Genomic DNA, 24,647 nt, shown 5'->3' on the forward strand with positions numbered 1-24,647 from the left:
TGATCAGCGGTCGTCCAGTTCTACGGGGTCGGTGGCCCAGCGGGTGTCGTTCGGGGTGAGGCTGGCGCGAGGGACGCAGGCTCGGGCCAGGACGTCGAGGACGCGCGTCGGGTCGCAGCCGTATACGCCCGCGCCCCAGGCGCTGTTGGCCTCGACGACCGCCCAGCCGTGCCCATCGATCCGGCCGACGTCGATGACGATCGCCGGGGGGACGTCGATCTCGGCCAGGAGTTCGGCCACGTAGTCCTGTGCCTGCGAGAGCTCGGCCGGAGAGGCCGGCCAGTGGCCGTCGTCGGTTTGCGCGAGTTCGCCTTCACGAAGGTAGGGCGAGAGCGTGGCCACCTGGCCCTCGAGGACGAAGCAGCGGAACTCGACCTCCCAGGTCACCGGGTCGGCCACCAGGACGGGAGTGTCATCAGGACGGGCATCCGGGAGGCCTGCGCCGTTCGTGTAGACGGCGCCTTCGAAGCCCTTGCGTCCGTCGGCCGGTTTGACGAAGGCCGGGCCTTTCCGGGTTCGGGCCTCTCCCAGGGTGGTTGTTTCGATCCGGCGTTTCCGGTGGTGTTCGGGGAGGTTCGGGAGCCAGTCGGCGGGGGCGTCCAGCATCGCGCGGCCGAGTTGTGCGGCGATGACCTCGACGAACAGCGGCTCCCCGTACAGGACCACGTCGCGGTCCCGCAGCCGTCCGGGAGCACGCCAGCCGCCCAGCCGTTCCACGCCCCAACCGGCCACGCCTGCGGCGGTACGGAGCGTGCGGGAATCGGCGGTGTAGCGCGGGGACAAGAGCAGCGTCGGCATTGCCTTGAGACGATCGGGCATGGTGTTCGGATCCACCAAACGGAGGGAGGTTCCCATGGGGAAGCTGGAGCGGCCCGATGTTGAGATCGGCGCTTCTGTGGAGGCGGAAGAGCTGGTCTTTCGTCGGGAGCCTTGGACTCGGGTCGAGCATTGGGCGGAGCCTGCGGGGGAATCGGCGTCCGGGAGCGATCGGGTCAATCTGCCTGGACGGGTCGAGGCGCGGGTCGTCTATCGCGATGTCCGGGTTGATTTCCGGGTGGCCGCTGCGCTCGAGGGTTGAGGGTCAGTCCTTGCGGCCGGTGGTGGCGACGGTGAGGCCCAGGCCGATCATCATGAGGCCGCCGGTGCCGCCCACGGCGGCGAGGCGGTGCGGGGAGCGGGCGAACCAGGAGCGGGCGGCCGCGGCGGTCAGGCCCCAGACGCTGTCGCACAGCAGGGCGATCAGGCAGAACACCAGGCCGAAGATCATCATCTGGAGCGGGACGTGGCCGTTGCCGCGCTCGACGAACTGCGGGAGGACGGCGGCGAAGAAGACGATCGTCTTGGGGTTGGTCGCGCCGACGACGAAGCCCTGCCACAGCTCGCGGGCGCTGCCCCTGCGCTGCCCGGCGTCCAGTTCGTCCATGGCGCCCTCCAGGGAGCGGCGGTTTCGGAAGGCCTGGACGCCCAGGTAGATGATGTACGCGGCGCCGATCAGCTTGAGGGCCGTGAAGACCAGGATCGAGCGTTCCACGATGGAGCCGATGCCGAGCGCCACCAGGACGGTCATGAGCAGGGCCCCGAGTTCGTTGCCGGCGACGCTGGTCATCGCCGTCCGGCGGCCGTGGGCCAGGGCGCGGCCGACCACGAACAGGACGGTGGGCCCCGGGATCACGATGATGGCCAGCGCCATCGCGGAGAAGCCCAGCAGTTGTTCGGTCGAGATCATGCGCGGAACTGTATGCGGACGTCTCGGGCGTCCGCATCGGAATTTTCGGGCACGGGTGATCTCTCCAGGGCGCCGGACAGGAGGGCCACGGCCAGGCCGGCGGTTCCCAGGAGGGCGGCCACCCACAGCGGGGAGGTGAAGCCGAATCCCGCGCTGATCGCGAGACCGGCCAGGAAGGGGCCGACGGTGTTGCCGAGGTTGAACGCGGCGACGTTGGCGGCCGAGGCGAGGGCCTGGGCGCCGGCGGCCTTGTCCAGGACGCGGGTCTGCAGCGGCGGGATCGTGGCGGACGCGACGACGCCGAAGACGGTCAGGGCGATCACGACCGTGACGCGGTTGTGGGCGGCGAGCAGCAGCACGGCGGAGACGGCGATGAGGGCGGCGAGCAGCGCGTACACGCTGGGCATCAGGGCGCGGTCGGCGTACCGGCCGCCGATCGGGCCGCCGACCAGCATCCCGACGCCGAGCAGCACCATCACCCAGGGCACCGCGGCGCCGGAGTAGCCGGTGACCTCGGTGAGGAGCGGGGCGACGTAGGTGACGACGCCCAGCACGGGCGCCCAGCCGAGCGCGGTCATGGCGAGGGCGAGCCAGACCTGTCCGCTGCGGAAGGCGGCCAGTTCGTGGCGCAGGCCGGTCCGGGGCCGTTCGCCGCGCGGGACGAGGGCGGCGATGCCGATGAGCGCGGCCACGCCGATGGCGGTGACGACCCAGAACGTGGCGCGCCAGCCGAAGTGCTGGCCGACGAAGGTGCCCAGCGGGACGCCGAGCACGTTGGACAGCGACAGGCCCATGAACATGAGGGCGATCGCGCTGGCGCGGCGTTCCGGGCGGACCAGGTCGGCGGCGACGACGGCGCCGAGGCCGATGTAGGCGCCGTGCGCGAAGGAGGCGATGACGCGTCCGGTCATGAGGGCGCCGTAGGAGGGGGCGAGGGCGGAGAGGAAGTGCGCGGCGACGAACAGGATCATGAGGCCGACGAGCATGGTCTTGCGGGGCAGCCGGGCCCCGGCGGCGGTGACCAGCGGGGCTCCGATGACGACGCCGAGGGCGTAGCCGGAGACGAGCAGGCCGGCGACGGGGATGGAGGTGCCGAAGTCGGCGGCCAGTTCGGGCAGCAGGCCGGCGATGACGAACTCGGTGGTGCCGATGCCGAAGGCCCCGAGGGCCAGCGCCAGGAGCGCGAGCGGCATGACGGTCTCCTCGCGGGTAAGGTGGGCGGCAGACGCCGATAGAGAGCGTGAGCATTAGTTGCACACGCGGGATACTTGCAGACGCCTGCTATCTCAGCACGCAAGTAGCTGCGAAGGCAAACAGGAGAGGGGTGAGCCATGTCACGCGCCGCCGTCGAGGCGCGCGCCCAGGGGTGGCGGACGCTGGCCGCGCTGCAGGCCCGCATCGAGGAGAAGATCGAGCGCGCCCTGCAGGAGCGGCACGACCTGAGCGTGAACGAGTTCTGCGTCCTGCACCACCTGGCCGGCCCCAACGGCCGCCACACGCGCATGCAGCAGCTCGCGACGATCCTGGTGCTCAGCCAGAGCGCCACCACCCGGCTGGTCACCCGCCTGGAGAAGCGCGGTCTCCTCACCCGCGTGCTGTCGGAGGAGGACCGGCGCGGCATCTACGCCGAGGCCACCGAGGAGGGGCGGGCCCTGCTGGAGAAGGCCGCCCCCACGCACAACGAGGCCCTGGACGACGCCCTCGCCGAGGCCGCCGGCCTGCCCGAACTGACCCCGCTGGTCGAGGCCCTGGAGAAGCTCAGCCTGAAGGTCTGACTTCCTTGAGGAGGCGGAGCAGGGCGCGGTCGGTGCCGCGGGCGCCGATGGCGCACAGGCCGACCGGCAGGCCGTCGACCGGGGGCATCGGGCGCACGGCGGCGGGCAGCCCGGCGATCGACGACAGGCAGGTGAGCCGCAGCGTCCTGGCCCGGTAGGCCTCCATGACCGCCGGTTCCAGGTCCACCGGGGGCGCGGGCGCGGTCGCGGCGGGCAGGAGCAGCACGGTGCCGGGCGGCACGGCGGCGCACAGCGTCTCGCGCGCCTCGTCCACGATCTTCTGCGCGGCGTCGCGGTCGGCCGGGTCCAGGTCGCGACCGGCGGCGAACCGCGCCATCACACCCTGGCCGAGCGAGCCCGGATGCGCCTCGATCCACGCCCCGTGCCGCTTCCACGCCTCGGCCGCCTGCACGGCCCGGAACGCGGGGAACCACGCCTCCAGCCGCCCGCCCATCAGCGACTCCACGCGCCGGATCGGCCGGTCCTGACCGAGTGCGGCGCACTCCGTCTCGAACGTCGCGCGCGTCGCGGGCTCGGCCAGCGCCAGCACGTCCTCGGCCACCAGGAAACCCTCGACCGGCTTCGGCTCGCCCGGCGGGAGAAGCACGTCCCCGGCCCGGTCCAGCAGTTCCGCGTCCCGCGCGAACCATCCGACCGTGTCGTAGGAGGCCGCCAGCGCCTGCAGCCCGTCCCGGGACACCAGGTCGTGCGTGGTGCGCAGCCCGTACAGGCCGCAGTGCGAGGACGGCACCCGCACCGACCCCGCCGTGTCGGTGCCCAGCCCGAGGTCGGCGAGGCCCAGCGCCACGGCCGAGGCGGGCCCGTTGCTGGAGCCGCCGGTGATACGGCCGGGCGCGGCGGGGTTGGGCGGGGTGCCGTAGTGCTTGTTGGTGCCGTTCAGGCTGAACGCGAGCTCGTCGGTCTGGGCGATCCCGGTGATGTCCGCGCCCGCGTCAAGGAGTGCCTGGACGGCCCACGCGTTGCGCTCCTCGACCGGAGCGTCGGCCAGCCAGTCGGGGTTGCCCGCGCCGATCCGCTGCCCGGCGATCGCGTACAGGTCCTTGACCGCGACGCGGACCCCGGCGAGCGGCCCGTCCCCGGCGCCGCGCACCAGAGGGTCGCCGACCGCCCTCCACACGGGACCGGGGACCGCCCGCTCATCGGTGAACGCGTCAATGCCGCCCATGTCCCGCCTCCTGTTCGACCGCTCTCTCACCTGGTGATCTCGTGCACGGTACCCGCCCGGAGCGCCCGCGTCGCATCGTGGATCGGCGCGCGGCCGCCGGCGAGCACGACCACCCGGTCAGCGATCGACCTTGCCCGGCAGGGAACGGTGAGCCGGTCAGGCCCCGAGGGGTGACCAGACGCCCTCGCGCCACACACGGAGCTCGCGGGTGAGCAGATGGCCGGCGGGGACGTTCCAGGCGGGGTCCGGGTCGCCGTCGCCCTGGTCCTCCGACCAGACCCGCTCGACGGCCCAGCGCAGCTTGTCGACCCCGTCGGGGTGCCCGGTGCCGGACGCGACGAACACGTCCCGGCCGGGCGTCGCCACCACCAGGTCGCCCTCCACGTCCTGGGCGAGCTTCTCCAGGAAGCCGTCGTCCAGCAGCAGGCCCGCCTCCAGCCCGCCCTCCCCCAGCGACACCGTCACCGCGCGCGCGTCGGGGTACCAGCTCATCCGCAGGTCGGGACGGAGGTTGCGCAGGTTGACGGTGGCCAGGCGGCGCAGTTCCTCCGGGGCGAGCCCGAGTTCCGCGCAGTGCCGCCGGGCGACGTGCTCGTACCGGCGCCCGCCCGGCTCCGGCCGCAGCGCCTCGGCCGCCGCGGACTCCCCGGACAGCTCCAGCGCGTAGGTGATGTACAGGTCGCCCGCGAACGGGTCGCGGATCGGCTCCTCCTCGGGGGGCAGCGGGAACTCCAGCTGCACTTCGGCCGGTACCCGGGCCTTCATCAGCGGGACGATGAGACTGGTCCGCGGCTCGGTCACGGGACGTTCCTCCTGGGGCCGGTGAGGTTCCGGAGCGGATCACACTACCGGGATCGGCGCCCTCCGGCCGTACGCCCCGCCACCGCCGCGCCACGCGCCGTTCCGTAACCGCTGGGGCCGATGTGACTGATGAGGCTCATGGGATCGTGATCAAGCCGTGAGGTGAGCGATCCCACGACCCGGGGTACCGAAGAACCCGGAGGGATCGTGAACTTCTGGGAATATCTGAGCAGCCGTCGCGAACTGCTGTTCTTCGAGACCTGGCAGCACGCCAGCATGGTCTTCCAGTGCGTGCTGGCCGCGCTGGTCCTCGGGCTGCTCATCGGCCTGGCGGTCTACCGGAGGCCGGGCTGGGCCGGTTTCGCCACCGGCGGCGCGGGAGTGATCTTCACCATCCCGTCGCTGGCCCTGCTGGGGCTGCTCATCACCCCGCTGGGCCTGGGCGTGGCGCCCAGCGTGGTCGCGCTCACGCTCTACTCGCTGCTGCCGATCGTGCGCAACACCATCGTCGGCCTGAACGGCGTGGACCCCACGCTGGTCGACGCCGCCCGCGGCATCGGGATGAGCCGCCGCGCGATCCTGCTGAAGGTGGAGCTGCCGCTGGCCTGGCCGGTGATCCTGACCGGGGTGCGGGTCTCCACCCAGCTGGCCATGGGCGTCGGCGCCATCGCCGCCTACGTCTCCGGGCCCGGGCTGGGCGAGCAGATCTTCTCCGGGCTGGGCCGGCTCGGCGGCGCCAACGCCGTCAACATGACGCTGGCTGGAACGCTCCTCATCATCCTCCTGGCCCTGCTCTTCGACGGCTGCTACCTGCTGATCGGCCGCCTGACCACCTCGCGAGGCATCCGTGCGTGACACGTCCGACAACACCGCCGACCCGTCCGGCCCGCCGGGCCCCGCCGAACCCGCCACCGAACCCGCCGCCGAACCCGTCAGCGAGTCCGCCAACGGCGGGATCCAGCTGATCAACGTCACCAAACGCTTCCCGGGCCAGGAGACGCCCGCGGTGGACGACATCACGCTCACCGTCCCGGCCGGGGAGATCGTGGTGCTGCTGGGCCCGTCCGGCAGCGGCAAGACCACCACCATGCGGCTGATCAACCGGCTGATCGAGCCCACCTCGGGCAAGATCATCGTGGCCGGCAAGGACGCCATGAGCCTGGACCCGACCGAGCTGCGCCGCCAGATCGGCTACGTGATCCAGAACGCCGGGCTGTTCCCGCACATGACCGTCGGCACCAACGTGGGCCTGGTCCCGCAGATGCTCGGCTGGGACAAGCAGAAGATCGCCGACCGGGTGGACGAGCTGCTGCGCCTGGTCGCCCTCGACCCCGCCGTCTACCGCGACCGCTACCCGCGCGAGCTGTCGGGCGGCCAGCAGCAGCGGGTCGGCGTCGCCCGCGCGCTGGCCGCCGACCCGCCCGCGATGCTGATGGACGAGCCGTTCGGCGCCCTCGACCCGATCACCCGCGAGCGCCTCCAGGACGAGCTGCTCCAGCTCCAGGAGGAGCTCGGCAAGACGATCGTGTTCGTCACCCACGACGTGGACGAGGCGCTGAAGCTGGGCGACCGGATCGCGATCCTGCGCGAGGGCTCGCAGATCGCCCAGTACGGCACGCCGCAGGAGATCCTGCTGAACCCGGCCGGCGAGTACGTGGAGCAGTTCCTCGGCGGCGGCCAGGCCATGAAGCTGCTGAAGTTCGGCCGGGTCGCCGACGTGCCGCTGTACCAGGTGCCCGAGGCGACCCCGGACGAGGACGCCGACACCGTCCGCGCCCGCATCGGCGCCTGGGAGGACGGCGATTTCGGCATCGTCCTGGACGAGCGGCACCGCCCGCTGCGCTGGATCACCCAGGAGGATCTGGAGGGCGCGTCCGGTCCCATCGGCGACCGCGGCGAGGCCACCGCCGCGCCCATCCGCGGCCGGCTGACCCTCCAGCAGGCGCTGGAGGCGCTGATCCAGATCGAGCAGGACTGGGTGCCGGTCGTGGGGGCGCGCGGCGTCTACCGCGGCACCGTCACCCTCGGCACGCTCCAGAACGCCATCAAGGAGATGAAGGAGCGCACCCGCACGCGGCGGAAGGATCCCCGGCAGGAGCAGGAGGCGGCGGGCACGTGAGCGAACCGTCCGGCCCCACGGCCACCGCCGCCAGGCCCGCGCCGCCCGACGCGCCGCGCGCCGCCGAGCTCGCGCCCGGCGACGCCGCGTCGGCGCTGCACGCGCCCACCGCCGGACGTTCCTGGCGGGCCCTGCTGGAGCCGCTGCTCATCCTGCTGGTCGGCGCGGGCTGGCTGCTGTACGTGGCGAACGCCGACCTCGACAGCATCGAGTCCCGCAGCCTGGCCCCGGGCTACGTCGCGCAGAAGACCTGGGAGCACATCGAGCTGACCGCCGTGGCCACGCTGCTGGTGCTGGTCATCGCGGTGCCGGCGGGGGTGCTGCTGAGCCGCCGCTGGGCGCGCCCGGCCACGCCGGTGGTGCTGGCCGTCGCCAACATCGGGCAGTCCGCCCCGTCCATCGGCATGGTCGTGCTGCTGGCGGTGCTGTGGGGCGTCGGGTTCTGGACGGCGATCGTGGCGCTGGTCGCGTACGGGGTGCTGCCCGCGCTGCGCAACACCATGGTCGGCCTGCAGCAGGTCGATCCGACGCTCGTGGACGCGGGCCGCGGCATCGGGATGTCGTCGGCGGCCGTGCTGGGGCGGGTCGAGCTGCCGCTAGCCGTGCCCGTCATCCTGGCCGGGATCCGCACGACGCTGATCCTGATGGTCGGGACGGCGGCGATCGCCTCGTTCATCAGCGGCGGCGGGCTGGGCGACCTGGTGACCACGGGCGTCACCACCCAGCGGACCCCGGTGCTGCTCACCGGCTGCGTCCTGATGGCCCTGCTGGCCCTGCTCATCGACTGGCTGGGCGGGATCGCCACCCGCTTCCTGTCGCCGAAGGGACTCTGATGCGCCCCCACCGCCGTACGCACGAACCGGTACCCGGGAGGGGGCCGCTGGCGGCCTTGCTGGCCTGCGTCGCGCTCCTCACGCTGGCGGGCTGCGGGCTGAAGCCGGCGTCGGCGTTCGTGCCGGACGTCGAGCCCGGGAGCATCCGGCCGATCCCCTCGTTCAAGGACTCCACGATCCGGGTGACCTCCAAGGAGTTCACCGAGCAGCTGATCCTGGGGAAGATCGCCGTGCTGGCGCTCACCGCCGCGGGCGCCGACGTGGTCGACCACACCAACGTCCAGGGCAGCGTCACCTCCCGCAAGTCGGTGACCACCGGCGAGAACGACCTGGCCTGGGAGTACACCGGCACCGGCTGGATCAACTACCTGGGCCAGGAGAACCCGATCCCCGACCCGCGCGAGCAGTTCGAGGCCGTCCGCGACCTGGACATGAAGCGCAACAAGATCGCCTGGCTGGCGCCGCCGTCCCCGGGCAACAACACCTACACGATGGTGGTCACGCGGGACTCCCAGCGGAAGTACGGGCTGCGGTCGCTGAACGACATGGCCAAGGTCCCGGCCGGGCAGCGGACGTTCTGCGTCGAGTCGGAGTTCTTCTCGCGCAACGACGGCATGCGCGGGATGTTCCAGCGGTACGGGCTGGCGTACGGGTCGAGCGTCCCGGCGGGCAACGTGCGGCAGATGGCCGCGGGCGTGATCTACAACGCCACCGTGCGGGGCAGCTGCGTGTTCGGGGAGGCCTACGAGACCGACGGCCGGATCCAGGCGCTCGACCTGCAGCCGCTGACCGACGACAAGAGGTTCTTCCCCAACTACAACCCCGCCGTGGTGGTGCGGGAGCCGGTGCTGCGCAGGCATCCCGAGCTGACCGCGCTGTTCGCCCAGATCAGCCCGAAGCTGTCCACGGCGGTGCTGCGCGATCTCAACAGCCGGGTGGACGTGGGCGGCGAGGACCCGGTGTTCGTGGCCCGCGACTGGATGCGCAGGCAGGGCCTGATCCGTTAGGCCGTCCGGGCGTCCAAACCTCGTTAATCAGACAGAAGAAACATAAGGGAAATAAGAGACGGCCAATGGTCCGGCTCCGCCGCGCCTTTTTCCGCGAATTGTGGCCGGATCCGGACAGGCCGCGAACCGAACCAATCGGCACTCCCCGATTTCCGCTCCGGACCGGCGACCGGCGGCCGCACGGGCCGATCAAGATAACGGGAGGAAGGCGGGCGTTTCCGGGCCGGACCCTCCGGCGGGCTCCGCGGCCCCTGCCGCACCGGCCCTCCAGTGGGCCCCGTGCGCTGCGCGAACGCAAGGAACAACGCCCTGGACATTCCCGCTTGAACGGCGGGAAAATCACCTTCGCATCGAACAAGATCGGGAGGAACTCACGGGGATGGGGCGCGTTGTGTCGGGAGCCGGGGCCGCACTCCGGCAGTGGCGGCATCCCCGGGAATTCAGAATCCACGCGTCCGCGTGGCCCGCGGACGCCCTCACCGCTCTCACCGAACTCGCCCGGGCCGAGGCCGCCCGGGCCGAGGCCGCCCGGGCCGAAGCCGCGGCGGCGGCCCTCGACAGGGCCGACGCCCCGCCGGACACGGCCGTACGGTCCGGCCCGGCCACCGTCGCAGGCGCGGACACCGTCCCCGCCGACACGGTCACCGACCTTCCCGTCCCGGCGCCCGGCGGCGCGGCGGCGGACGACGACGACGACACCGGCCCCGGTGGCCTCTCCGGGCGCTCCCTCGCCGACGTGGCCACCAGCCTGTGGCGGCTGCGCACCCGGGTGGACCGGATGGACGACGCCCCGCGCGCCGTCGTCCGGCACCTGGAGACCGCCTGGGACGCGCTCACCGACGCCGGAGTCGAGATCAAGGACCACACGGGCGAACCCTTCGACGTCGGGCTGGCGATGTCCGTGGTGGCCTACCAGCCCACCCCCGGCCTGCACCGCGAGCAGATCATCGAGACCGTGCGGCCGGGCGTCTACCTGGGCGACCACTCGATCCAGATGGCCGAGGTGATCGTCGGAACGCCCGACCCCCCACCCGAGGCGCCCGCAGCGGGCACGACGGAGGAAACGCGCACGACATGACCAGGACCACGATCGACTTCGGTATCGACCTCGGCACCACCAACAGCGCGATCGCCAGGCTCAACGGCGTGGAAGCCGAGATCGTCAAGAACGACCTCAGTTCCGACACCACCCCCTCGGCGGTGATGGTCGACCGCCGCGGCCGGCTCATCGTGGGCCAGGCGGCCAAGCAGCGCGGTGAGAGCGACTCCGGCAACACCTGCCTGGAGTTCAAGGGCCTGATGGGCACCACCGGGAAGCCCAAGGTGTTCGAGGCCACCGGCCGCTCGATGGAGCCCGAGGAGCTGTCGGCCGAGGTGCTGCGCTCGCTGCGGCAGGACGTCGCCAAGCGCACCGGCGAGGAGATCACCGCGGCGGTCATCACCGTCCCGGCCGCGTTCGACCTGAGCGCCTGCGACGCGACCCGGCGCGCCGCCGGGCTGGCCGGGCTGACGCACGCCCCGCTGCTGCAGGAGCCCACCGCGGCGGCGCTGGCCTACGGCTTCCAGACCGATGACGAGAACGCGTTCTGGCTGGTGTACGACTTCGGCGGCGGCACCTTCGACGCCGCCGTGATCAGCGTGCGGGACGGCGAGTTCACCGTCGTCGACCACCGCGGCGACAACTTCCTCGGCGGCAAGCTGATCGACTGGGCGATCGTCGAGGAGCTGCTCGTCCCGGCGGTGGCGCGGGAGTTCCAGTTCACCGACCTGCGCCGCGGCAACCCGAAGTGGTCCGCGGCGATCAACAAGCTGAAGCTGGCCGCGGAGGCCGCCAAGATCCAGGTGTCCAGCGCCGAGTCGACGAGCATCCTCGTCGAACTGCAGGACGACTCCGGGCAGCTGGTCGAGTTCGAGTACGACCTGCTGCGCGCCGACGTGGAGCGGCTGATGGAGCCGTTCATCGTCCGGTCGGTCAACCTGTGCCGCAAGGCGCTGGAGGAGAGCCGCCTCGGCCCCGGCGACATCCAGAAGGCGCTGCTGGTCGGCGGCCCGACGCTGACGCCGTACCTGCGGCGGCGGCTCGCCGACCCGCGCGAGGGGCTGGGCATCCCGCTCGACCACAGCCAGGACCCGATCACCGCGGTCGCCCGCGGCGCCGCGATCTTCGCCGGCACCCAGCGGGTCGACACGATCACCGCCGCGCCCCCGCCGACCGCCGGCGAGTACGCGATCGAGCTGGAGTACCGCCCGGTCGGGCCCGACATCGAGCCGTTCATCGGCGGCAAGGTCACCGGCGGCGCCACCGACGGCTGCACGGTCGAGTTCGTCAACCCCGAGTACAAGGGCAAGCCGGCATGGCGCAGCGGGCGGATCCCGCTGGGGCCCGACGGCACGTTCACCGCCACGCTGTGGGCCGAGAAGGGCCGCGCCAACACCTTCCAGATCGAGTTCGGCGACCCGACCGGGGCGCTCAAGCCGATCACCCCCGGCACGCTGACCTACACGGTCGGGGTCGTGGAGACCCAGCCGCCGCTGATCCACTCGGTCGGGATCGGGCTCGCCGACAACGAGGTCGAGTGGCTGCTGAAGAAGGGCACGCCGCTGCCGGCGCGGCGCCGGATCGTGCTGCGCACCACGATCGGGGTCAGCCGCGGCGAAGGCGAGGGCATGATCCGGATCCCGGTGGTCGAGGGCGAGCACCACCGCGCCGACCGCAACCGGCAGATCGGCCGGCTGGAGGTCATCCCCGAGCAGATCCGCCGGGACGTGCCGGAGGGCAGCGAGGTCGACCTCACCCTCCTCATCGACGAATCCCGGCTGGTCACCGCGCGCGCCTACATCCCGCTGCTGGACGAGGAGTTCGAGCACGCGATCAACCTCCAGAGCGAGACCGCCCCCGACCCCGACCGGCTGGCCCGCGACGTCGCCGCCGAGAAGCAGCGGCTCGCGCAGGTCCGGCGGCGCGCGTCGGAGTTCGCCGACCCGCGCGCCGAGCAGGTGCTGGCCAGGATCGACAACGAGAACACCGTGGCCGACCTCGACAAGCTGGTCGACGCCGCCCGCGTCGACCCGGGCGCGTCCATCACGGCCGAGAACCGGCTGCGCGACCTGCGGGCCGCGACCGACGAGGTCGAGGACGAGCTGGAGTGGCCGGCGCTGGTCCAGGAGGCCCGCGAGCTCGTCCCGGCGGTGCGCGACATCGTCCGCGACCGCGGCAAGGCGTCCCACCAGGCGCCGCTGGAGGCCGCCGAGGAGGCGGTCCAGGAGGCCATCGCCGCGCACGACGCCGACCTGCTGCGGCAGCGCGTCGCCGAGCTGCGGCAACTGGCCCTGCGCGTCCTGGACGAGTCCGGCGACCTGGCCTTCCTCGCCTTCGAGGAGCTGCGCACCCTCCAGCCGGAGATGCGCGACCAGCGCGAGGCCGAGCAACTGCTGGCGACCGGGCGGCGCGCGGTGGAGACCAACGACGTCGGCACGCTGCGGCAGGTCAACGCCGCGCTCGGCGAGCTGCTGCCGTCGCCGCCGCCCCCGCCCGACCCGTTCAGCACCGTCCGGCGCAGCCGGTGAGGGGCGGTCCGCCGATGCCCGCGCCCACGTCCGCGTCCGCGAAGCCGTCAGCGGCCGGGCCCGCTCCCGGAAGGCCGTCCCTGCCCATGTCCACGCCTGTACCCGCGCCGACACCGGCGCCGGAGCCCGAGCCGGAGCTCGCGGTGCGCGAGGTGGTGCTGGCCCAGGCCAGGGAGCTGGCCCGGGCCGGCCGTTACGCCGAGGCCGAGGAGCTGCTGGACGGCCCCTGGAACGAGGGCGGCCGGGACGTGGCCGCGCTCGACCTCAAGGCCCGCATCCACGCGCAGCAGGGCCATCTGGACGAGGCCGACCGCTGCTGGGCCGAGGTCGCCGAACTCGCCCCCGGCCACCGCGGCGCCGCCGAGGGACGGCGCCGCATAGCCGCCGTCCGCGCGCGCGCCGCCACGGGCGGGTTCACCGGCCGTACCCTTACGGCGCGGTTCGCTTTGCGGGCCGCGGCTGCGGTGGTGGCGCTGCTCGCCTTCGTGATGCTGGCCGACCTGTGGGCCGACGGCGGTCCCCGGCCCGAACCGGCGGCGAACCCGTCCGCGGCCGCACCCGCCCCGCCCGCGCCCGCGCCTGCGCCGTCCACTGAGGACGTACTGGCCGGGCTCCGGCTCGACGGCCCCGGCGTGCGCGTCCAGCGGCGGCCCGGCGAGATCGCGGTCACGTTCGACCGCGGCCTGTTCCGCGACGGCGCCACCCTCTCCCGGCAGGGCCGGGCCGTCCTCGACGGCCTCGGCGAGCGGCTGCGGCCGTACAACAGCCGGATCACCGTCGCCGTGATCGGCCACACCGACCGCAGCGCCGTCCGGCCCGGCGGCGAGTACGCCAGCAACGTCGAGCTCGGCACGGTCCGCGCCACCGTCGTCCGCGAGGTGCTGCGCTCCTCTGCCCGGATCCCCACGTCCCGGTTCACGGTGTCCACCCTCGCGGGCATGCTGCCGCCCTACCCGGGCCAGGACTCGGGCGACGCCCGCAACCGCACGGTCAGCCTGCGCGTCTCCGCGGCGGGTGCGCGATGACCACCGCCAAGGCGGCCTTCTTCACCCGCGTCGGCCCCGAGCTGTACCGGGAGAACCCGTTCCGCGTCGCCGGGCTGTCCATCGACGCCGGCGCCCGCGACATCCGGCGGCGCACCGAGGAACTCCAGATCAAGGCGAAGATCGGGGCCGGGCCCGGCTCCGGCTCCACGCCGCTGCCCCTCGACCCGCCCCCCGATCTGGAGACCGCGCAGGAGGCCGTCCAGCGGCTCCGCGACCCGCTGCGCCGCATCGAGGCCGAGCTGTTCTGGTTCTGGCCCTCGCACAACGCCGCGTCCAAAGGCGTCCGGGACGAGGCTCTGGAGGCGCTGCGCGCGGGCGACATCGCCCGGGCCGAGGAGCTGTGGACCAACCCCGGCCCCGGCCGCGCCACCGCCGTCGCCGCGCACAACCTGGCCGTCCTGGCCCACGCCCGCGCGCTGGACGCCGGCGGCCTCGACCCCGCCGGCGACGAACTGTGGACCAAGGCCCTGCGGAACTGGCGGGCGGTCCTCGGCAACGACGCGTTCTGGGACCTGGTCGCCGCCCGCGTCCGCGAGGCCGACGACCCCCGGCTCGGCCCCGGCTCCGCCGAGGAGCTGCGCGAGCGCCTGCCCGCCGCGCTGCTGTCCATCAGCGCCCGCCTGGTCGTCGACGTCGCCCGCGACGGCGGCCACGCCCAGGCCCGCGCCCACGTCGACCAGATGTCCCGCGCCGGCTTCGCCGAACGGGCCGTCGGCGCCGCCCTGCGCGACGCGTCCGGCGCCGACACCGCCCGGCTCCGCGCCATGGGCAAGTCCGCCGCCGAACGGGTCGCCGCTGACCCCACCCGCGGCGCCGAGGAGGCCGGACGCCTCCTCGACCAGGCCGAACCCCTCCTGGCCGCCCTGCGGGCGGTCCTGCCGTCCGACGACTCGCTGCTGCTCGGCATCCGCGACGAGATCGCCGCCCACGCCATGCGCTGCGTGGTCATGTACGTGAACAAGACCGACGGCTGGCAGGACGCCTCCGCGCCGCTCGAACGCGCCCTGGCCATCTCCGCCACCGAGGCCAACCGCACCCACGTCCAGAAGAACCTCGACACCGTCCGCGACAACCTCGTCTACGCCACCTGCTGGTTCTGCAAGGAGCGCAAGCCGGACGAGGCGTCGATCTACGAGCAGCCGATGTACGGCGACGTCAACCGCCAGGTGGTCCCCTACGGCTACAACGCCCGGCAGGTCCAGACCACGTGGCGGAAGATGTCGGTGCGGGTGCCGCGCTGCGCCCAGTGCGTGCAGGCGCAGAAGAGCCGCACCGGCAAGGTGTGGGGCATCGGCTGCGGCGTCAACCTCGCGGTGCTCGCCCTGGCGGTCATCCTGATGATGTCGGGCGCCGTCGCCGTCGGCATCATCCTGATCGTGCTGGACGTCATCGGCTTCGGCGTCCTCGCCAACGTGGCCGAGACCAACGGGCTGGCGAAACAGGAGTTCAAGTCCCTCAACGAGTACCCGCCGATCAAGGAGCAGCTCCGGGCCGGCTGGCAGTTCGGCGAGAAACCCCCGAACGCCGGAAACTAGGCGCCCGGAGGAAGGACCGGGAGACCCGCGGGGGCGCCGTGCTCGATCAGCCGCCAGATCGCCGCGGTGTCGAGATGCTCCTCGACCAGGTCGCCCAGTGCGTCGAGGGTCTCCTCGCGCAGCGCCTGGAACGACACGTCCGGCGCCGGGGTGAAATCGCGCCCCGCCCCCCGCGCCACATCGGCCAGGAACGCCCTGCGGAAGCCGTCGTTCTCCAGCGCGCCGTGCCACGTCGTGCCCCACACGGCCCCCACCCGGCAACCGTCCAGGAACGGCTCACCACCGTCCACCGCGACGATCCCGTGGTGGATCTCGTACGCGCTGACCGGCTCCCCGTAGGCCCTGCCCTCCGGCCGCCCCAGCACCTTCTCGCCGTGGAACACGACGTCCGCAGGAAGCAGCCCGAGCCCTTGGACGCCGCCCTTGCCCGACTCGTACTCGTCGTCGATGTGCCGCGCCAGCATCTGGAACCCGCCGCAGATACCGAGCACGGGCCGCCCCTGCTCCGCCCGCCGGACGATCTCGTCCGCGATGCCCCGCTCCCGCATCCACGCCAGATCGTCCACCGTCGCCCGCGTCCCGGGCAGGACCACCAGATCCGCGTCCACCAGATCCCCTGGGCCCGCCGCGTACCGCACCGTCACACCCGGCTCGCAGTTGAGCGCGTCCAGGTCGGTGAAGTTCGAGATCCGCGGGAAACGCACCACCGCGACGCGCAGCGACTCCCGCCCGTACGGCGCCGCCGCGCCCGGCCTCGGCGCGTCCAGGGCCAGCGTGTCCTCGGAATCCAGATACAGGCCCAGTTTCCAGGGCAGCACCCCGAACGTGGGCCGCCCCGTCAGCGCCTCCAGCCGCTCCAGGCCCGGCTCCAGCAGCTCCGCCGCGCCCCGGAACTTGTTGATCACGAAGCCGGCGATCAGCGCCTGATCCTTCTCCTCCAGCAGCGCCACCGTCCCGTACAGGGAGGCGAACACCCCGCCCCGGTCGATGTCCCCCACCACGACCACGGGAAGATCCGCCGCCCGCGCCAGACCCATGTTGGCGATGTCCCCGGCACGCAGATTGATCTCCGCCGGACTGCCCGCACCCTCACAGACCACCACGTCATAGGACGCGCGCAGCTCCGCCATGGACGCCGCCACGACCTCCCTGAGCCGCTCCTTGTGCGCCCCGTACTCCAGGGCGTCGACCTCCGCCACAGGCCGTCCCAGCACCACCACCTGGCTGCGCCGGTCACTCCCCGGCTTGAGCAGCACCGGGTTCATCTCCGCCCTCGGCTGCACCCCCGCCGCCTGGGCCTGCATGTACTGCGCCCGGCCGATCTCGGCGCCGTCCACGGTCACCATCGAGTTGAGCGACATGTTCTGGGCCTTGAACGGCGCCACCTTCACGCCCTGACGCGCCAGCCAGCGGCACAGGCCCGCCGTCACGACGCTCTTCCCGGCGTCCGAGGTCGTCCCCGCGACGAGCAGCGCCCCGCTCACCGCTTCACGCCCGCCAGGACCCCGGCCAGAAGGGTCACCGCAGCCGAGAGCCGGACCGCCCTGCGCACATCGACCACCTCCGGGGCACGCCCGTCCCCCATCTCGGGCCGGGCCTCAACACGCCCCCCATAAGCATTGACTCCCCCCAGACGCACCCCCAGAGCCCCCGCAAAGGCCGCCTCACACCGACCTGCATTAGGACTGGGATGCAAAGCGCCATCCCGCCTAAAAACCCTCCACGCCCTACCCCCCGAACACGCCACCACCAACAACCCGGTCACCCTCGCGGGCACCCAATTGAGCGCATCGTCAAGCCGTGCCGCCGCCCAGCCGAACTTCTCGTACCGGGGACTCCGGTAACCCACCATCGCATCCAGCGTGTTGGCCGCCCGATAGGCCAGCAACCCCGGAACACCCCCCACAAGCCCCCACACCAGCGGGGCCACCGCCGCATCAGACGTGTTCTCCGCAACGGACTCCACGGTCGCCCGCGCCAACTCCGCCTCGTCCAGGCCCGAGGGATCCCGCGCACACAAATGCGAAAGCCGCCCCCTCGCGCCCTCGAGATCCCCCTCCTCAAGAGCACGCGCCATGGCCCGCCCTTCCCTCCCCAGGGAGGTACCGCCCAACACAGCCCACGTAGCAGCCGCCGTCACCGCGACCCTGGCCACAGGACGACGCGTCACCGCCTCCAGCAGCACCCCCACCCCAGCAGCACCCCCGACGAGCACCCCCGTATAGAGCACACCCCGCGCCCGCGAATCCCCGTACATCCTCCGCTCCAACCACCCGGCCACCTGGCCGAAAGCGGCCACCGGATGCCCCCGGCGCGGATCCCCGAAAACAACATCCAGGGCGACCCCCAGAAGCAACCCCTCACGCGAGCCGCGCATCAAGCTCATCCCAGTTCCGCTCCAGCCAGTCCTGCGCCCTGCGGATCCGGGCACCCGCCCCACCGCTCCAGAGCCGCGCCCAGGCACCGCCCACCTGCTCCGCCCTGAGCCGCATCGCCTCGTACGACCGCTCGAACCGTACCCGCGCCGCGGGCAGCACCTCCCGCCGCCCCTCCCGATCCAGCCCGTAGACATCGCAGAAGACCCGCAGCCGCTCCGCCACGTCCACCCCGCCCAGCCGCCAGTCCCGATCCCCGGGATCCGCGATCGGCGCCCAGTGCCGCATCGTCGTCACCACGTCGTACATCCGCGTCGTGGGCCGCGCCAGATCGAAATCGATCAACCCCACCGGCACCCCGCCCCGGAACACCACGTTCTCCGGCGTCACATCACAGTGCCCCACCAGCTCGGGCGCCCCGTCCAGAGCCGACGCCTGAGCGTCCCAAGGCGCATCCACCGGCGCCTCATAGGACGCCACCGCCTCGTGATACCTGCGCAACAACAACGCCACGCCCCTCAGGGCCTCCTCCGTCACCGCATACTGCGGCAGGGGCCTTCCAGGCGCCTCCCCGTCGACCCAACTGAGCACCTCCCGGCCCTGCGCGTCCACCCCGAGCACCCGAGGAGCCCCCTCGAACCCGACCCGCTCCAGATGCCGCAGCAACCCGTGCACAGCAGGACTATGCGCCCCCAGAGGCCGGCGCACCGTGTCCCCGACCCGCACAACGCCCTCCGTCACTTCCCCACCGGAGAGCGGCACCTCCACCTCGACCGCCACACCCCAGAAGATAAGCCGTCCCAGCCACCACCCAGGCCCGTTTCCGCCCCACTGCCAGCCACACCACACCAATACCCTCGTGCGAAGACCGCGGGTCGCGCTCTACACTCAGGGCGCAACAGGCGCCCATAGCTCAGCCGGATAGAGCATCGGTCTTCTAAACCGACGGTCGGGGGTTCGAATCCCTCTGGGCGCACCACCTGACCTGCGGAAACGTGGATGACCCCGCGGTCGCCCACCGCCGGTCATGCCCCACTACGTCACCCCACGTCGCTCCATGTTCGCTCGCCGCCACCAACCCGGACACCGGCGGGGTCAGATCATGGAGCCCGCTCTCCCCGCACGCCCCCAACTCGTCCAGCACCAGCCGGTGCAGCTTGCCCCGGACCCACGCTCGACGTACCCGAGCGCGACCATCTCTGGCCGTTCGGTCTTGGCGGCCTGGCTGACGCCCTCGGAGGACTGCGTGGTCACCCACCGGCGGCTGGCCATTCCCGGCCCTTCGCTCAGGGTGCCGCCCTAAACGTCGGAGGTGTCGGCGTTGTACTCCAGCACGATCCCCGAGCCGCCGCGGCGGCGGCCGAGCTTGGGCGCCCCGACGCTGAACCAGCAGCGGGGCCGGCCAGTGTCGTCCCAGCCGACGTGCTGGCCCTACTCCACGCCGCCCTTCTGGTCGCCGAGCTCGGCAAGCGGCTGGGCAACCGGGACGAAGTCCCACTGATTCCACGCCTTCTGCACCTTCCTCCCGGACGGGCCCGGGTGGAGCGGCATGGTCAGCCAGGGGTCACGGCCCTCGACCAGGCGGCGGGCTATGTCGGCCTGGTCCGGGTGCCAGGTCTGGGTGCCGATGAACCAGCCGTACCAGCTCGGCCGCGGTGATGTCGCCGGTTCCCGAACCGAGGTGGCGGTCGCGTCGAGCGGTGACGATGCCGCCCCACACCAGCACGTTGTTGCGCTCGACGAACAACATCGTGGGCAGCGGCATGGTCGCGTCGGGGACGCGGCGAGCCCGTCGCCGCCGACCGGGCCCCGGCCCTTGAAGTCGCTGGCGGCCGACAGCTTCTGCCCGAATTGGGCGCCTTGGACCGGCAGCGTGTCGATCAGGTCACCGAATGCCCGGCCGTAGGGCCTGCGGTTCCTCACGGTGCCGCAGCCCCGCACTGGGAAGCACGAGGGGGGCACCAACGAAACGACGGGCGACCCCGACGGGACCTCGCCGGGCGAAGGCCCTGTCCGCCCCGACCCGACATGCCTCAACCGCGTGGGTGTTCCTTCGCGTCCGCCCTGTGTCGTCCGCCGTGCGCCTACCGCTCGCGGACGGCGTAGGTCAGGTGCGTCACCCTCGGAGAGGGCTCCGCGCGGACCGGCTCCAAGGCCACGCGGCCCGCGTCCACTCCCTCGAACAGGCGGATCCCGGAGCCGAACAGCACGGGTGAGAGCGCGATCGAGAACTCGTCGATCAGGCCGGCGTTCACGTACTCCAGGATCGTCGCGCCGCCGCCCGCGATGCGGACGTCTCGGTCACCGGCGGCCTCGCGGGCCTGGTCGAGCGCGGTCTCGATGCCATCGTTGACGAAGTGGAAGGTGGTCCCGCCCGGCCGCTCCCAGGGGTCGCGCTTCTCGTGCGTCACGACGAAGACCGGCGTGTGGAACGGCGCCTCCTCCGGCCACATCTGCTCGCCGGCGTCGAACATGCGCTTGCCCATCACGCTCGCGCCGGTGCGCTCGAACGTCTCCCGCGCGATGTCGTTGTCGCGCCCTTCCTCGCCGCCCTCGCCGAGCTTCAGGTTCTCCCGGAAGAACCGCTGCGGAAAGATCCACTGCTGCAGTTCCATCCACTGCCGCCCCATCAACTCCTCGCTGGACTCGGGCGCGATGAACCCGTCCAGCGACATCGACACGCTGAAGAACACCTTCCCGGCCATCAGTCCTCAACTCCCTTCGAAACGATCTCGGTGACGTAGGCGGCCAGGTTGCCCAAGGTCTGCCGGCCGCCCTCGATCGCGTGGTACTTCTCGACCGCCTCGTCGCGCAACTCCTTGGTGGGGAACACCGTGCGCATCTCGATCCGGGTCGCCGCGCCGTCGGGCGCGAATGTGAGGACCGACTCGAAGGCGTTCGGGTCGCCGCGGGACTCGCCGTGCAGCAGGGAGATCCGCTCCGGCGTGGCGATCTCGGTCCAGGAGATCCACTCCTGGTAGTCCGTCCCGTCCGGTCCGTGCATCACGAAGTCCCACACCCCGCCGACGCGGAACTCGAACGCCCGCGTGGTGGTGGTGAACCCCTCCGGTCCCCACCACCGCGACAGGTGCCGGACCTCGGTGAACGCCTCGAACACCAGCTCCCGTGGGGCGTCGATGACCCTGGAGATCACGATCTCGCGGTCGGCCGTCGCGGACTGCGCCGGCGCTCCTCGTCCAGTCGCACTCATCGGCTACTCCTCCTCCTGCCTTGCTTGCTTGAGGTCCTGCACGTACGCGTCCAGCCGGTCGAAGCTCTCGTTCCAGAACCGCTCGAACCCGCCGGTCCACTCGTGGACCGGTCGCAGCCCGCGGGCGTCAAGGCCGTACAGGCGCTGCTTGCCCGCCTTGCGGTCCCGCACCAGCCCGACCTCCCGGAGCACCCGCAGGTGCTTGGACGCCCCCGGCTGGGTCATCCCCAGTTCCCGGGCCAACTCGGTCACCGGCCGCTCACCCGCCCGCAGTAGCACCAGGATCTCCCGGCGCTGCGGCTCGGCGATCGCGTTGAAGACGTCCGACGTCGTCGCTGCTCGTGCCATGGCCGCCATCATATTCCCATATCGGCATGCGTCAAGCCGGAGGGTTCCGGCGGGTCTTGTCAGATGACGATCGCCACCGACACCACTGAGCCCCACGCTCGCAAGGTCCACTACCCGCGTTGCAGCAGCCGAGATGTCCAATCCGCTCGTTTGGGGCCCATGGCACGTTCCTTCCGGCATCCCGAAGCTGCCTGGGCCCTACGTTCCGGCCTCGGGTCGGGCGGGAAAGGGGCCCGGCCGAAGGCCGGGATGTCTGTCCCCGGGAACGCTGGCCCGCGGCCGCGCGGCACCCCTTCGCCCGTGACCGCTGGCGAGGGCTGGGACGGTGGCAATGTGCCGCGTTCGGGAGAAGACCCCCCTCTCCAGCGGCGTGACTGCCCCATTTATGCCACCAGGGCCTCGGGCGCCACGGAGCGACGAAACCGGCACGCGGTGAGGGCTGGCGAGGGGGAGGTCAGGCGCGGGTGGCGTCCAGACCACATACGCCAGAAACCCACATTGAGTCGATCTTGATCCGGAGCTGTACGGGATAGCGCGCCGCTGCCCGCGTAACGACTGGCGCGCCCAGCGGTCGTCACCCGCGGCTGCAGGAATCACAGGAATGCCGCAGACAGACCGGTGAGCGCGGAGAACCGACCTGGCAACCGGTGTCGGCGGTGGGCGCGATGACCGGCGTCGTGGCCGACCAGCTCGCCCGCCCCCGCGAGATGCTGGCGATGCTGGAACGGGCCCGCCCCGGCGAACAGGTCCTGGACCAAGCGATGGCCACCTCACGTCACAACGACATGCTCTTCACCTGCGGAAACTCGTATACCCCCGTGAACGCAACCTTGGCCCACGTCAGGTGTCACATTCCGGGCGGCTGTGGCGTCATATTACCGAGAACGAACCATTCACTCCGGCCGCCTCGCATCCGATTCAGCGAAGCGGGAGAGAGCATGAGCAGGGATGAGAGGAAGATCATGTCAACAAGAGGTCGGCGTTCGTTGACCGTGGCCGCAGTCACTGTCGCCTTTCTCGGGCTTACTGCTTCTCAGGCATCCGCCAGCACCACGGTGTCCGTCCGGACCACCGACAGCGGAGCAATCGGAGGAACGGGGATCTTTTGGGGTGACAATCCGGGCGCCTACGACCCGGACATGCGCACGAGAGAGCGGCTTGGGGCGTGCGACAAGCAATCCGATGGCCTCCGTGTTTACGCCGAAGTTCAGTGGGGTTCGAACAACTTCTTCGCCATTGAAGACGCGGATGGCGCAGGGAACGGATGCCATGAAGTCTGGCTGCCGAACATCAAGGAAGAGACCAAGGTCTATATCAAAGCGTGCCTTAAGGACGGCCACAACGGGCGGCAGCGGTACTGCAGTGATTGGGGAGTGGCCCGAGCATAGGGCTGAAGCGACAAGCAGCGAGCGTCCGACCTGGTGATCGAGGATGCACTCACATCAGTCAGCTGCGAAATCAAGATCGACTCAATGCGGGTTTCTGGCATATGTGGTCTGGACCCCGGGTGGAGTGTGACCGCGGAGCTGTGGGACGCGGCGCGCGGGGAGTGGTCGTTACGGCTGGACGCGGCGGCCGCCCGCAGCGCTGTCGACTGCGTGCGACCGCGCAGCCCGGATGGAAGGGTTCACCACCGCGTATCCGGTTTCACAGTTGCCACAACTGCACGCTGTTGGCCGTGCTGGCGGTGGCGAGGATCTTGCCGTCCGCGCTGAACTCCAGCGGTTCGCGGGCGCTGGTGAGGCGCTGGTCGATCCCGGTTTGGGTGGCCATGTCCCACAGCAGCGTCTCGTCCTCGATGCCGATGGCCAGGAGCTTGCCGTCCCGGCTGAACGCCACCGAACCGACGGAGTCGGTGTAGCCGGTGAGCTGGCCAAGGAAGGTGGTAGGGGGCGGGTGTCCCGTCCGGTGGGGGTCTTCCTGGGTGAGGGCGTGGTGAGCGTCGGCAGGGCGGTGGCCAGGCCTGCAGTGCCCAGTCCAGTGAGCAGGCGGCGGCAGGTCTGGATCCGGCGCGGCAGCGGGGTGATCTCGCGTTGTGGATCCGGGCGCGTGCCGCTCCCCGGAACCGGCAGGACCGGGTTCGTGGGACGCCGCACGGTGGGTGCCGCCGGGCCGATTTCGATGGCCTGCCGCATCGCTGCGGTGTCCCGGTGGCGTTGCTGGGGGTCTTTGGCCAGCGCGGTCCCCAGGACCTGGTCCCAGAAGAGGGCCGGATCCGGATTCAGCTGCGAGGGCTGGGTCTTGTGCAGGTGTCCGAAGAGCACGACGGTGGGCGAGTCCCTGGTGAAGGGCCGGCCGGTGAGCATCCCGTAGGGCACGCACCCGACCGAGTACAGGTCCGAGCGGGCGTCGGCAGGCTTGCCGTCGGCCTGCTCGGGGCGGGGTGCCGATCCGCGCCCCGGTGGCGGTCAGCCGGGTGGCGGTCTCCGACATGAGCTTGGCGATCCCGAAGTCCATCACCTTCACCCACACCCGGCCACCGGCGCGGTGGGCCATGATGTTGGCGGGTTTGATATCACGGTGCACCACCTCCTGCCCGTGGCTGCGCTCCAGCGCCTCCAAGACCGCCACCACGATCTGCCCGGCCTCGCCCGGGGGCGGCGGCGCCTAGCGCAGCAGATCGGCCAGCGTCCCTACCTCCACCAACTCCGTCACCAGGGACGGAGCCGGCTCGGCGCCCCCGGCGTCCTCACCGGTGTCGTGGACGACCGCGATGTTGGGATGCGACAGGCCCGCCGCTGCCGCGCCTCCTTCCGGAACCGGGCCCGGAAGTGCTCATCGCGCAGCATCTGCGCGGGCAGCACCTTGACCGCCCCGACAGCACCCTCACCACCACCTCCCACCCATCACGGTCAGAGCCCGGACGATCCGCCTGGCCGGTACGCCCCGTCGCATCCCCAGGGCCCAGACGGACCAGCGCTGGTGGTGCTGGTGATCTGGCCCTGGAGGACACGGACCTGCACGCCGCCGATGGTCGGCGGAGTGATCCGTCGGGCAGCCGGCGCAGCAGTGGCGGGTTGCGGCGGGCCGACAACCGGACCAGGAAGGCCGGGCGGGGTGTGTGTTCGGCCGCGATGGCCGGCCTCGTGAGGTCGGCACCGGGAGAGGTCGACGGGGC

General features: G+C 71.8%; 24 protein-coding genes, 1 tRNA gene and 1 pseudogene. 12 read left to right on the plus strand and 14 right to left on the minus strand.

What is annotated here, in order from left to right:
• Nucleotides 1-3: 3 nt before the first annotated feature.
• Nucleotides 4-819, minus strand: coding sequence for an ATP-grasp domain-containing protein (locus ACZ466_RS08685; protein ID WP_378286431.1), 816 nt, complete (start codon nucleotides 817-819; stop codon nucleotides 4-6).
• 34 nt (nucleotides 820-853) lie between these two features.
• Between ACZ466_RS08685 and ACZ466_RS08690 the strand changes: the two genes are divergently transcribed.
• The gene (locus ACZ466_RS08690; protein WP_378286432.1) at nucleotides 854-1,078 is read left to right on the plus strand and encodes a hypothetical protein; all 225 of its coding nucleotides are present in this window, start codon (nucleotides 854-856) and stop codon (nucleotides 1,076-1,078) included.
• Between the two features lie 3 nt (nucleotides 1,079-1,081).
• Here the strand turns inward: ACZ466_RS08690 and ACZ466_RS08695 are convergent, their stop codons facing one another.
• Nucleotides 1,082-1,726: a LysE family translocator gene (locus tag ACZ466_RS08695; protein ID WP_378286433.1), complete on the minus strand. Its 645-nt coding sequence runs from the start codon at nucleotides 1,724-1,726 to the stop codon at nucleotides 1,082-1,084.
• Complete coding sequence (locus ACZ466_RS08700; RefSeq protein ID WP_378286434.1) at nucleotides 1,723-2,919, minus strand: MFS transporter; 1,197 nt, start codon at nucleotides 2,917-2,919, stop codon at nucleotides 1,723-1,725. Before ACZ466_RS08700 ends, ACZ466_RS08695 begins: the two co-directional genes overlap by 4 nt.
• A 138-nt stretch (nucleotides 2,920-3,057) precedes the next feature.
• Here ACZ466_RS08700 and ACZ466_RS08705 point away from each other — a divergent pair, with 138 nt between their 5' ends.
• A complete protein-coding gene (locus ACZ466_RS08705) occupies nucleotides 3,058-3,501 on the plus strand; it encodes a MarR family winged helix-turn-helix transcriptional regulator (RefSeq protein ID WP_378286435.1) in 444 nt (147 codons plus the stop codon).
• Here ACZ466_RS08705 and ACZ466_RS08710 read toward each other — a convergent pair.
• Both ACZ466_RS08710 and ACZ466_RS08715 read right to left on the minus strand, forming a co-directional pair.
• A complete protein-coding gene (locus tag ACZ466_RS08710; protein ID WP_378286436.1) occupies nucleotides 3,485-4,687 on the minus strand; it encodes an amidase in 1,203 nt (400 codons plus the stop codon). The two genes, ACZ466_RS08705 and ACZ466_RS08710, sit on opposite strands and share 17 nt — an antisense overlap.
• A gap of 156 nt (nucleotides 4,688-4,843) precedes the next feature.
• A complete protein-coding gene (locus ACZ466_RS08715; protein ID WP_378286437.1) occupies nucleotides 4,844-5,488 on the minus strand; it encodes a DUF1444 family protein in 645 nt (214 codons plus the stop codon).
• A gap of 207 nt (nucleotides 5,489-5,695) precedes the next feature.
• Between ACZ466_RS08715 and ACZ466_RS08720 the strand changes: the two genes are divergently transcribed.
• The 8 genes from ACZ466_RS08720 to ACZ466_RS08755 all read left to right on the plus strand — a co-directional run bounded on the left by ACZ466_RS08720 (nucleotide 5,696) and on the right by ACZ466_RS08755 (nucleotide 15,595).
• Entirely contained in the window at nucleotides 5,696-6,343 is a 648-nt protein-coding gene (locus tag ACZ466_RS08720; RefSeq protein WP_378286438.1) for an ABC transporter permease, read from the plus strand.
• Nucleotides 6,336-7,607 (plus strand): ABC transporter ATP-binding protein, encoded by a 1,272-nt coding sequence (locus ACZ466_RS08725; RefSeq protein ID WP_378286439.1) that lies wholly within the window; start codon nucleotides 6,336-6,338, stop codon nucleotides 7,605-7,607. The genes ACZ466_RS08720 and ACZ466_RS08725 overlap by 8 nt, the downstream gene beginning before the upstream one ends.
• Nucleotides 7,604-8,440, plus strand: coding sequence for an ABC transporter permease (locus ACZ466_RS08730; protein WP_378286440.1), 837 nt, complete (start codon nucleotides 7,604-7,606; stop codon nucleotides 8,438-8,440). Before ACZ466_RS08725 ends, ACZ466_RS08730 begins: the two co-directional genes overlap by 4 nt.
• The gene (locus tag ACZ466_RS08735) at nucleotides 8,440-9,447 is read left to right on the plus strand and encodes a glycine betaine ABC transporter substrate-binding protein (protein WP_378286441.1); all 1,008 of its coding nucleotides are present in this window, start codon (nucleotides 8,440-8,442) and stop codon (nucleotides 9,445-9,447) included. Before ACZ466_RS08730 ends, ACZ466_RS08735 begins: the two co-directional genes overlap by 1 nt.
• 379 nt (nucleotides 9,448-9,826) lie before the next feature.
• Nucleotides 9,827-10,525, plus strand: coding sequence for a nucleotide exchange factor GrpE (locus ACZ466_RS08740; RefSeq protein WP_378286442.1), 699 nt, complete (start codon nucleotides 9,827-9,829; stop codon nucleotides 10,523-10,525).
• A complete protein-coding gene (locus tag ACZ466_RS08745; RefSeq protein ID WP_378286443.1) occupies nucleotides 10,522-13,014 on the plus strand; it encodes an Hsp70 family protein in 2,493 nt (830 codons plus the stop codon). Before ACZ466_RS08740 ends, ACZ466_RS08745 begins: the two co-directional genes overlap by 4 nt.
• Before the next feature lie 86 nt (nucleotides 13,015-13,100).
• Entirely contained in the window at nucleotides 13,101-14,039 is a 939-nt protein-coding gene (locus tag ACZ466_RS08750; RefSeq protein ID WP_378286444.1) for a hypothetical protein, read from the plus strand.
• The gene (locus ACZ466_RS08755; RefSeq protein ID WP_378286445.1) at nucleotides 14,036-15,595 is read left to right on the plus strand and encodes a hypothetical protein; all 1,560 of its coding nucleotides are present in this window, start codon (nucleotides 14,036-14,038) and stop codon (nucleotides 15,593-15,595) included. Before ACZ466_RS08750 ends, ACZ466_RS08755 begins: the two co-directional genes overlap by 4 nt.
• Here ACZ466_RS08755 and ACZ466_RS08760 read toward each other — a convergent pair.
• From ACZ466_RS08760 to ACZ466_RS08770, 3 genes are read right to left on the minus strand one after another with little or no spacing between them, the layout of a single operon-like run.
• The gene (locus ACZ466_RS08760) at nucleotides 15,592-17,079 is read right to left on the minus strand and encodes a cobyric acid synthase (RefSeq protein ID WP_378286447.1); all 1,488 of its coding nucleotides are present in this window, start codon (nucleotides 17,077-17,079) and stop codon (nucleotides 15,592-15,594) included. The genes ACZ466_RS08755 and ACZ466_RS08760 overlap by 4 nt on opposite strands.
• Nucleotides 17,076-17,972, minus strand: coding sequence for a cobalamin biosynthesis protein (locus tag ACZ466_RS08765; protein WP_378286487.1), 897 nt, complete (start codon nucleotides 17,970-17,972; stop codon nucleotides 17,076-17,078). Before ACZ466_RS08765 ends, ACZ466_RS08760 begins: the two co-directional genes overlap by 4 nt.
• Nucleotides 17,956-18,645, minus strand: coding sequence for a phosphotransferase (locus ACZ466_RS08770; RefSeq protein ID WP_378286448.1), 690 nt, complete (start codon nucleotides 18,643-18,645; stop codon nucleotides 17,956-17,958). The genes ACZ466_RS08765 and ACZ466_RS08770 overlap by 17 nt, the downstream gene beginning before the upstream one ends.
• A 227-nt stretch (nucleotides 18,646-18,872) precedes the next feature.
• Here ACZ466_RS08770 and ACZ466_RS08775 point away from each other — a divergent pair.
• Nucleotides 18,873-18,949 (plus strand) — tRNA-Arg (locus ACZ466_RS08775).
• A gap of 452 nt (nucleotides 18,950-19,401) precedes the next feature.
• Here ACZ466_RS08775 and ACZ466_RS08780 read toward each other — a convergent pair.
• From ACZ466_RS08780 to ACZ466_RS08795, 4 genes are all read right to left on the minus strand, one after another.
• Entirely contained in the window at nucleotides 19,402-19,893 is a 492-nt protein-coding gene (locus ACZ466_RS08780; RefSeq protein ID WP_378286449.1) for a hypothetical protein, read from the minus strand.
• 161 nt (nucleotides 19,894-20,054) lie between these two features.
• Nucleotides 20,055-20,675, minus strand: a complete 621-nt coding sequence (locus ACZ466_RS08785) for a dihydrofolate reductase family protein (protein WP_378286450.1) — start codon at nucleotides 20,673-20,675, stop codon at nucleotides 20,055-20,057.
• Entirely contained in the window at nucleotides 20,675-21,181 is a 507-nt protein-coding gene (locus tag ACZ466_RS08790; RefSeq protein ID WP_378286451.1) for an SRPBCC family protein, read from the minus strand. Before ACZ466_RS08790 ends, ACZ466_RS08785 begins: the two co-directional genes overlap by 1 nt.
• 3 nt (nucleotides 21,182-21,184) lie before the next feature.
• Complete coding sequence (locus ACZ466_RS08795; RefSeq protein ID WP_378286453.1) at nucleotides 21,185-21,529, minus strand: ArsR/SmtB family transcription factor; 345 nt, start codon at nucleotides 21,527-21,529, stop codon at nucleotides 21,185-21,187.
• A gap of 665 nt (nucleotides 21,530-22,194) precedes the next feature.
• Between ACZ466_RS08795 and ACZ466_RS08800 the strand changes: the two genes are divergently transcribed.
• Nucleotides 22,195-22,917, plus strand: a complete 723-nt coding sequence (locus tag ACZ466_RS08800) for a hypothetical protein (protein ID WP_378286454.1) — start codon at nucleotides 22,195-22,197, stop codon at nucleotides 22,915-22,917.
• A gap of 259 nt (nucleotides 22,918-23,176) precedes the next feature.
• Here the strand turns inward: ACZ466_RS08800 and ACZ466_RS08805 are convergent, their stop codons facing one another.
• Both ACZ466_RS08805 and ACZ466_RS08810 read right to left on the minus strand, forming a co-directional pair.
• Nucleotides 23,177-23,368 (minus strand): WD40 repeat domain-containing protein, encoded by a 192-nt coding sequence (locus ACZ466_RS08805; protein WP_378286455.1) that lies wholly within the window; start codon nucleotides 23,366-23,368, stop codon nucleotides 23,177-23,179.
• A 576-nt stretch (nucleotides 23,369-23,944) separates the two neighbouring features.
• A pseudogene (locus tag ACZ466_RS08810) lies at nucleotides 23,945-24,106 on the minus strand (protein kinase domain-containing protein); the annotation flags it as partial.
• Between the last annotated feature and the right edge of the window lie 541 nt (nucleotides 24,107-24,647).

The organism is Actinomadura rugatobispora, from assembly GCF_055379765.1.